Source organism: Paracidovorax valerianellae, from assembly GCF_900102625.1.
GTDB classification, from domain to species: domain Bacteria; phylum Pseudomonadota; class Gammaproteobacteria; order Burkholderiales; family Burkholderiaceae_C; genus Paracidovorax; species Paracidovorax valerianellae.
The window spans coordinates 26,726-34,072 of record NZ_FMZC01000026.1; the positions used below are offsets into that span (position 1 = coordinate 26,726).

The following is a 7,347-nucleotide window of genomic DNA, read 5'->3' on the forward strand; positions in this document are numbered from 1 at the left end:
CGCCGCCCTCGGCCGTCTAGAACGTCACGCCGGCGATGAGTATGACATTCGCATATGGCGTGCATTCGCCCGTGCGCACCATGACGCGCGCCTGCTGGCACAGCCGCTTGAAGTCCTCGTGCGGCACGGCCTCGGGCGCCACGGGCAGCAGGCACCAGTCGGGCAGCTGGCCTGCGGCGCGCTCGATGGCCTCGGTCGCGACGATGGCACGCTCCACCTGCAACTCGGACAGCACCGCGCACAGCACCTCGTCCACGGCAGGGATGCCTGCCGTCACGGCCAGGTCGATGCGGCGCGGCCCGGGGGGAATGGGCAGCCCGGCATCCCCGATGACGAGCATGTCGCCATGGCCCATGCAGGCGATGGCGTGCGAGAGTTCGGCATGCAGCAAAGGGCGACGCTTCATAGCAATCTCCAGTCGGGGGGGCGGGGGCTGGCGGCGACGGCGTCCCGCGTTGGAATGGAAGGCTGGGCGCCCGGCTGCGTGACGCAGAGCGCCGCAGCGCGGATGCCGCCCTGCACGGCCAGGTCGAGCGGCTCGCCCCGGCCCAGTGCGACGGCGAGCGCGCCCAGAAACGTGTCTCCGGCGGCCGTGGTGTCCACCGCCGTGACGGCCATGCCCGGGTGATGTCGGCAGCCATAGGCATCGGCCGCCACCGCACCGGCCGCACCGAGCGTGACGACCACGCGCGCCGGGCCACGCGCGCGCAGCAACCGGGCCGCATGCGCCGCATCGGCGGGCGTCGCGACGGCGCAGCCGGCCAGGGCGGCGGCTTCGACCTCGTTCACGACCAGCGTGTCCAGCAGGGGCCACAGCGCATCGGGCAGGGGTTGCATGGGCGAAGGGTTCAGCAGCACGCGACAGCGGGCGGCATGGGCCTGGCTGGCCGCGGCCAGCACTTCGGGCAGCGGCACTTCGAACTGCATGACCAGGCAGGCCGCACCCTGCACTGCAGGCGCCAGGGCCGCGGCGTCCAGCACGAAACGCAGGTTGGCCCCCGCGGCCACGACGATGCGGTTTTGCGCCGCATCGTCCACCACGATCGCCGCCACCCCGGTGGGCGCGTGGTCGTCCGTCTGCACGCCCGAATGGTCGATGCCATCGGCCGCCAGCGCGGCGCGCAGCGCCTGGCCATTGCCGTCGGCGCCCACGCGCCCGAAGAGCTGCACGTCGGCGCCCAGGCGCGCGCAGGCCACGGCCTGGTTGCCGCCTTTGCCGCCTGGCACATGGGACAGCGACTGCGCCATGACGGTCTCCCCGGAGCCGGGCGCCTGCGGCACGCGCAGCACCAGGTCCATGTTGAGGCTGCCGACGACGGCAATGCGGGGACGGGAGGGAGCAGCGGCGTTCATGCGCGGAAAGGGCCCGAAGAAAGGCACGAAATGAAAGGCGGGACAGGGCCAGCGCCGGAGAAAGGGCTGGCGAACAGGGGCGCGGATAGAAGCGGAAGCATCGGAAGGGTCAGGAAAAAAGGTACCGGGCCGTCGAAGCGCGCACGCGCAGCTCGGGCTGCAGCAGCACCTGGCGCGGCTCCTGCCGTTTGCCGTCGATGCGTTCGAGCAGCATGTCCACCGCCAGCGCACCGATGCGCTGCTTGGGCTGGGCCACGGTGGTGAGCGGCGGGCTGGTGAAGGCGGCCAGTTCGATGTCGTCGAAACCGACGACCGACAGCGCGTCCGGAATGCGCAACTGCCGCTCGTTCGCGGCGCACAGCGCGCCCATGGCCATCAGGTCGTTGCACACGAACACGGCGCTGGGCGTGGCCGGTGCGCGAAAGAGCGCCTGCATGGCCTCGTAGCCGCCCTGGCTGGTGAAGTTGCCGTGCGACAGCAGCCCCTCGGTCGGGGCGCCTGCCTCGGCCATCGCGGTGCGCCAACCTGCGATGCGCTGCTCGCTGGGCGCCAACCACTGCGGCCCGCCGATACAGGCGATGCGGCGGTGCCCCAGATCGAGCAGGTGGCGCGTGGCCAGCATGGCGCCCTCGGCGTGGGCGGTTTCCACCAGGTCGCAGGGCTGCTGGGGCACGCCGATCTCGCGGTCCACCAGCACCGTCGGGATCGACAGGCCTTCCAGCTGCCGCGCCAGCGTGGCGTCGTAGCCGGTGGAGACGACGATCAGCCCGTCGATGCGGCGCTCGGCCAGCACCTGCAGGTACGAGCCCTGGCGGTGCGCCTCGTCATTGGTGTTGCACAGGATGAGGTTGTAGCCCGCGCCGAAGCAGCGGTCTTCCACGCTGTGCACCACCTCGGCGAAATAGGGGTTGGAGCTGTTGGGAATCAGCATGCCCAGCGTGCGCGTGCTGTTGCGCTTGAGGCTGCGGGCGATGGCGCTGGGCACGTAGCCCAGCGTGCGGATCGCTTCCTCCACACGCGCGCGGCCTTCGGGGCTCACGTGGCGCGTGCCGTTGACCACGTGCGACACCGTGGTCACCGAAACCTGCGCGTGGCGGGCGACGTCCTTGATGGTGGCCATGGCGTCAGCGGAGTGGGCGCAGGCGGGGCATCGGCAGGGCGAGGGAAGCCGTGAGTGCGGTCATACGGCCGCCCGGCGCTGGCGCACGGTGTCGATGATCACCGCGGCCACGATCACGCAGCCGGTGATGATGCGTTTGCTCGGTTCGCTCGCGCCGACCTGTGCCAGGCCCGCCTCCAGCACCGCGATGATCAGCACGCCGAACGCGGTGGTGATCACCGAGCCGCGCCCGCCCATCAGGCTGGTGCCGCCGATCACCACGGCGGCGATCACCTGCAGCTCCATGCCGGTGCCGGCGTTCGGGTCGGCCGCTTCCAGCCGCGCGGACTGCATCAGCCCTGCCAGCCCGGCCAGCAGGCCGGTGAGCGCGAACACGGCGATGCGCAGCGGGCGCGGGTCCACCCCGGCCAGGCGCATCGCCTCTTCATTGGTGCCGATGCCCACCAGGCAGCGGCCGAACACCGTGCGCGTCAGCACCAGTTGCGCCACCACCACCAGCAGCACCGCCAGCAGGAACGCCACCGAGACACCGCCCGCCACAGGGGCGGACAGCCACGAGATCGCATCGCCCACGTACTGCGTGCGCGAATCGGTGACCACATAGGCCCCGCCGCGCACCGCCTCCAGCATGCCCAGCGACACGATGAACGACGGCAGGCGCCAGGCGACCGACACCGCGCCGGTCACGGTGCCGCAGATCAGCCCCGTGGCCAGCGCCAGCGCCGCAGCGGCCGGCACGCTCCACTTCCATTGCAGGATGGCGGCGGCCGATGTGGCGGCCGACAGCGCCATCACCGAGCCCACCGACAGGTCGATGCCCGCGATGATGAGCACGAACGTCATGCCCACGGCCATCACGGCCAGTGCCGGGATCTCGTTGGCGATGGTGACGAAGGTCTCGCGGCTCCAGAAGTACTCGGACATCCACGAAAACAGCACCACCATGCCCACCAGCACCGCGGCCAGGCCCAGATAGGTGCCCAGTTGCGTGCGCCAGACCGATGCGGCCGACGCAGGGGGCGTGGTGGTGGACGAAGAAGAGGGGGCGGCGGCCTGCGCGGCCGGTGCGGCGGGGGTTTTCATGCGGAAGAGGGTTCTTTGGCGGCCGTGCGGCCACCGGGTTCGGAAAAAGCGGCAGTGAGCAGGGATTGCTCGGTCCACTGGCCGCGCTCGAACACGGCGACCAGGCGCCCGGCGCTCATCACGCCGATGCGGTCGGCCATGGCCATCAGTTCGCGCAGGTCGGACGACACCATCAGCAAAGCCCGCCCGGCGTTCGCCATGCGGTCGAGTTCGGCATACAGGTCGGCACGGGCGCCCACGTCCACGCCGCGGGTGGGCTCGTCCAGCAGCAGCACGCGGCCATCGCGGTGCAGCCACCGTGCGAACACCACCTTCTGCTGGTTGCCGCCCGACAACTGGCCCACGGGCTGCTCGGGCCCCCGGCAGCGCACGCCCAGCGTGCGGATGAAGCCCTGCACCACGCCGCTTTCATTCGCCCGGCGCAGCCAGCCGAAGCGCGACACGGCCGACAGGTCGGACAGCGTGGCGTTCACCCGGATCGGCTGCGTGAGCAGCAGGCCCTGCGACTTGCGGTCCTCCGCCACCAGCCCGATGCCGGCGGCGATGGCCTGCATCGGCGAGGCAAAGCCGCGCGGGATGCGCCGGCCGGCCGGTGAACCCTCCCGATGCCCCGCAGAATCGTTTGCTATTGAATTAATAGCACTACTCCCTAGTGCTGATTGCGCTGGAGGCCGATTTGGCTCCATGCCTTCATACAGCACCACGTCGCCCCGGTCGGCCCGGTCGGCGCCGTACAGCAGGCGCAGCAGCTCGGTGCGGCCCGATCCGACCAGGCCCGCGATGCCGAACACCTCGCCGGCGCGCAGCTCCAGGCTCACGTCCTGCACCGCCGTGCCCCGGCCCAGCCCCTCGGTGCGCAACACCACCGGGCCGGCATTGCGGCGCGGGCGGTGTTCGAGGTCGCTCACCGCGCGGCCCACCATGCGCTGCACCAGGCCGGCTTCGCTCAGGCCGGCCATCGGGCGGGCATCGACCAGCGCGCCGTCGCGCAGCACCGCCACGCGGTCGGCGATGCGGCGCAGCTCTTCGAGCCGGTGCGATACATAGACGATCGCCACCCCGCGTGCGGTCAGCCGGGCGATCTGCTCGAACAGGTAATTGGTCTCGCGGGGCGTGAGCATGGCGGTGGGCTCGTCCAGCACCAGCACGCGCGTGTCGTCGTGCAGGTTGCGGGCGATCTCCACCATCTGCTGCTGGCCCAGCCCCAGGCGCGACACCGGCGTGGCCGGGTCGATGTCGGTCAGGCCGATCTTCGCCAGTTGCGCGCTCGCCGCCGCATGCAGCGCGCCGCGGCGCAGCCAGCCCGCGCGGTGCGGCAGGCGGCCCATCAGCAGGTTCTCGGCCACGGTGAGCGTGGGCACCAGGCCCAGTTCCTGCATCACCATGCGCACGCCCTGGCCCTCGGCGTCGCGGCGCGAGCCGGGCGCATAGGGGTGGCCGCCCAGCCGCATGCTGCCCCGCGAGGCCGGCTCCAGCCCGCACAGGATCTTCGACAGCGTGCTCTTGCCCGCGCCGTTCTCCCCGGTGAGGGCCAGCACCTCGCCCGCATGCAGCGACAGCGTGACCGTGTGGAGCACGGTGGTGGCGTGGTAATCCTTGCCCACGCCGATCATCTCCAGCAAAGGGGCGGACGCGGGAGCGGCGGCGGGCGTCAGAGGGGGCACGGAGTCGGTCCTCAGGTCAGGGGCGGCAAAGGCAGGCAGGAGGGATGGGGGCGAAAGGTGCGGCTAAGCGGCTTACTTGCTGTCCTTGGTCACCAGCACCACGTCGGTCTTCACCTCGGCGGGCAACTGGGCCTGCGGCGTCTTGGCGGCCAGGGCCTTTTGCACCAGCTCGATGCCGAACACCGCCTGCTTGGCGGCGTACTGGTCGGCCGTGGCGAGCACGCGGCCATCGGCCAGCATGGGCTTGATCGCGTTGATGTTGTCGTAGCCCACCACCTGCACCTTGCCGGCCTTGCCGGCGGCCTTCACCGCAGCGACCGCGCCCAGCGCCATGCTGTCGTTGCCGGCCAGCAGCGCCACCAGGTCGGGGTGCTCGCGCAGCATGCCGGCGGCGACCGTGTTGCCCTTTTCGATCTCCCACTGGCCGGACTGCACGCCCACCACCTTGATGTTGGCCGCCTTCATCGCGTCCTGGAAGCCCAGCGTGCGCTGCTGCGCGTTGAACGTGGTCGACACGCCTTCGATGATGCCGACCTTGTCGCCCGCCTTGATCGACTTGGCCAGGTAGTCGCCCACCAGCTTGGCGCCCACGCGGTTGTCCGGGCCGACGAACGGCACGGTCAGGTTCTTTTCCTTGAGCGCATCGGCGTCCAGGCGATTGTCGATGTTGACCACCAGAATGCCCTTGTCCACCGCCGCCTTCACGGCCGGAACCAGTGCCTTCGAATCGGCCGGCGCCAGCACGATCGCGTTGACCTTCTGCGCCACCGCCTGCTCGATCATCTTGATCTGCGCGGCGGTATCCGTCTCGTTCTTGATGCCGTTGGCCACCAGCGTGTATTCGCTGGAGTGCGCCTTCTGGTGCGCCTTGGCCCCGTCTTCCATCGTGCGGAAGAACTCGTTGGCCAGCGACTTCATCACCAGCGCGATCTTGGGCTTGTCCTGCGCAAAAGCCGGCGAGGCCAGCAGGCCCCCCAGCACGGCAAGGGCGGCGGCGGTCTGAACGGAACGGCGGGTGAAGAAGGGCATGGTGTCTCCTGTGATCCTGTGAAAAGGCGTGTGAACGGTGCGTGGAACGCGCCTGCAGCGCATCTTGAAAAGCGTGCGATGCAGCCGATTGCCCGCCGGCCAAAGCCGTCGCGGAAGGCAATGGTAGCCAAAGCAAACGTTTGCGCAAACGTTTGCGCGTCGGGATTATCCCTGAGCTTTTGGTAACGCTGGAGCAGCCAAACTGGTCATTTTTTGAATGGGTTCGGTTATGTCCGTCGCCTAGGGATTCATGCGCAATCGGCATCCATTTCTATTGACTTTCATGTCTCGGTAATCGGCAGAAATTGCCCGGGATAAGTGATTTCATTTAGAAACAAAAAATACGCATAGAAAATACTTATTACCTCTTTGCAGAAAGGAGCGGATCGCTATCATCCCGCCACCAAACAAGAGAGGGAGCGGTCCAATGGGCCGTTAGTTAGCTAATGACACGCCGAGTCACGATCCAAACCCCGTTGGGAGAGCAACTGCAGTTCCGGCGGCTGCAGGGCCGGGAAGACCTCAGCCAGCTGTTCGCGCTGGATGTGGATTTGCTCAGCGAGAGCAAAAGCATCGACCCCAAGGCGCTGCTCGGCAAACACGCCACCATCGTAGTGGAAACCGAAGGGGGCGGCCGGCGCTACCTGGACGGCATCGTCACGCGCTTTGGCCTGCAGGGCGAAGACCACCGGTATTACTCGTACCGCCTGCGCCTGAACCCCTGGCTGTGGCTGGCCACGCGCAAGAGCGACTTCCGTGTCTTTCAGAACAAAACCGTGCCCGACATCATCGAAGAGGTGCTCGGCAAATACGGCCACCCGCTGCAAAAGCGCCTCACCCGGGCGTATCGCAGCTGGGACTACTGCGTGCAGTACGACGAAACCGACTGCGCCTTCGTCTCGCGCCTCATGGAGCATGAAGGCATCTACTACTACCACCAGCACGGCGCCGGCCAGCACACACTGACCCTGGCGGACGACATCGTTGCCTCCCACAGCCCGCTGCCCGGGGCCGCCGTCATCCCGTTCTACCCGCCCGAGAAAGCCGCCGTCGCCGACAAAGAGAACATTCACGCGTGGGAGCTGCACCAGAGCATCC

Annotated in this window: 7 protein-coding genes; 1 reads left to right on the top strand and 6 read right to left on the bottom strand. The window is 68.8% G+C overall.

Annotation, left to right across the window (positions count from 1 at the left end; translation table 11 throughout):
* Positions 1–16: 16 nt before the first annotated feature.
* The 6 genes from rbsD to BLT03_RS22925 all read right to left on the bottom strand — a co-directional run bounded on the left by rbsD (position 17) and on the right by BLT03_RS22925 (position 6,249).
* Positions 17–406 (bottom strand): D-ribose pyranase, encoded by a 390-nt coding sequence (gene rbsD / locus BLT03_RS22900; RefSeq protein ID WP_092746086.1) that lies wholly within the window; start codon positions 404–406, stop codon positions 17–19.
* Positions 403–1,353, bottom strand: a complete 951-nt coding sequence (rbsK, locus tag BLT03_RS22905; RefSeq protein WP_092746087.1) for a ribokinase — start codon at positions 1,351–1,353, stop codon at positions 403–405. Before rbsK ends, rbsD begins: the two co-directional genes overlap by 4 nt.
* A gap of 109 nt (positions 1,354–1,462) precedes the next feature.
* Positions 1,463–2,473, bottom strand: coding sequence for a LacI family DNA-binding transcriptional regulator (locus BLT03_RS22910; RefSeq protein WP_092746088.1), 1,011 nt, complete (start codon positions 2,471–2,473; stop codon positions 1,463–1,465).
* Between the two features lie 60 nt (positions 2,474–2,533).
* The gene (locus BLT03_RS22915) at positions 2,534–3,556 is read right to left on the bottom strand and encodes an ABC transporter permease (RefSeq protein ID WP_092746089.1); all 1,023 of its coding nucleotides are present in this window, start codon (positions 3,554–3,556) and stop codon (positions 2,534–2,536) included.
* Positions 3,553–5,169, bottom strand: coding sequence for a sugar ABC transporter ATP-binding protein (locus BLT03_RS22920; RefSeq protein ID WP_092746090.1), 1,617 nt, complete (start codon positions 5,167–5,169; stop codon positions 3,553–3,555). The genes BLT03_RS22915 and BLT03_RS22920 overlap by 4 nt, the downstream gene beginning before the upstream one ends.
* A 123-nt stretch (positions 5,170–5,292) precedes the next feature.
* On the bottom strand, positions 5,293–6,249 hold the full coding sequence (locus tag BLT03_RS22925; RefSeq protein WP_092746091.1) for a sugar ABC transporter substrate-binding protein: 957 nt from the start codon (positions 6,247–6,249) through the stop codon (positions 5,293–5,295).
* Positions 6,250–6,695: 446 nt separating this feature from the next.
* Here BLT03_RS22925 and BLT03_RS22930 point away from each other — a divergent pair.
* On the top strand, positions 6,696–7,347 hold a 652-nt coding region (locus BLT03_RS22930; protein ID WP_139160510.1), incomplete at its 3' end, for a type VI secretion system Vgr family protein.

Coding starts and splice junctions, on each gene's coding strand:
- rbsD (WP_092746086.1), bottom strand. CDS start 406: ATGAAGCGTCGCCCTTTGCTGCATGCCGAACTCTCGCACGCCATCGCC.
- rbsK (WP_092746087.1), bottom strand. CDS start 1,353: ATGAACGCCGCTGCTCCCTCCCGTCCCCGCATTGCCGTCGTCGGCAGC.
- BLT03_RS22910 (WP_092746088.1), bottom strand. CDS start 2,473: ATGGCCACCATCAAGGACGTCGCCCGCCACGCGCAGGTTTCGGTGACC.
- BLT03_RS22915 (WP_092746089.1), bottom strand. CDS start 3,556: ATGAAAACCCCCGCCGCACCGGCCGCGCAGGCCGCCGCCCCCTCTTCT.
- BLT03_RS22920 (WP_092746090.1), bottom strand. CDS start 5,169: ATGATCGGCGTGGGCAAGGATTACCACGCCACCACCGTGCTCCACACG.
- BLT03_RS22925 (WP_092746091.1), bottom strand. CDS start 6,249: ATGCCCTTCTTCACCCGCCGTTCCGTTCAGACCGCCGCCGCCCTTGCC.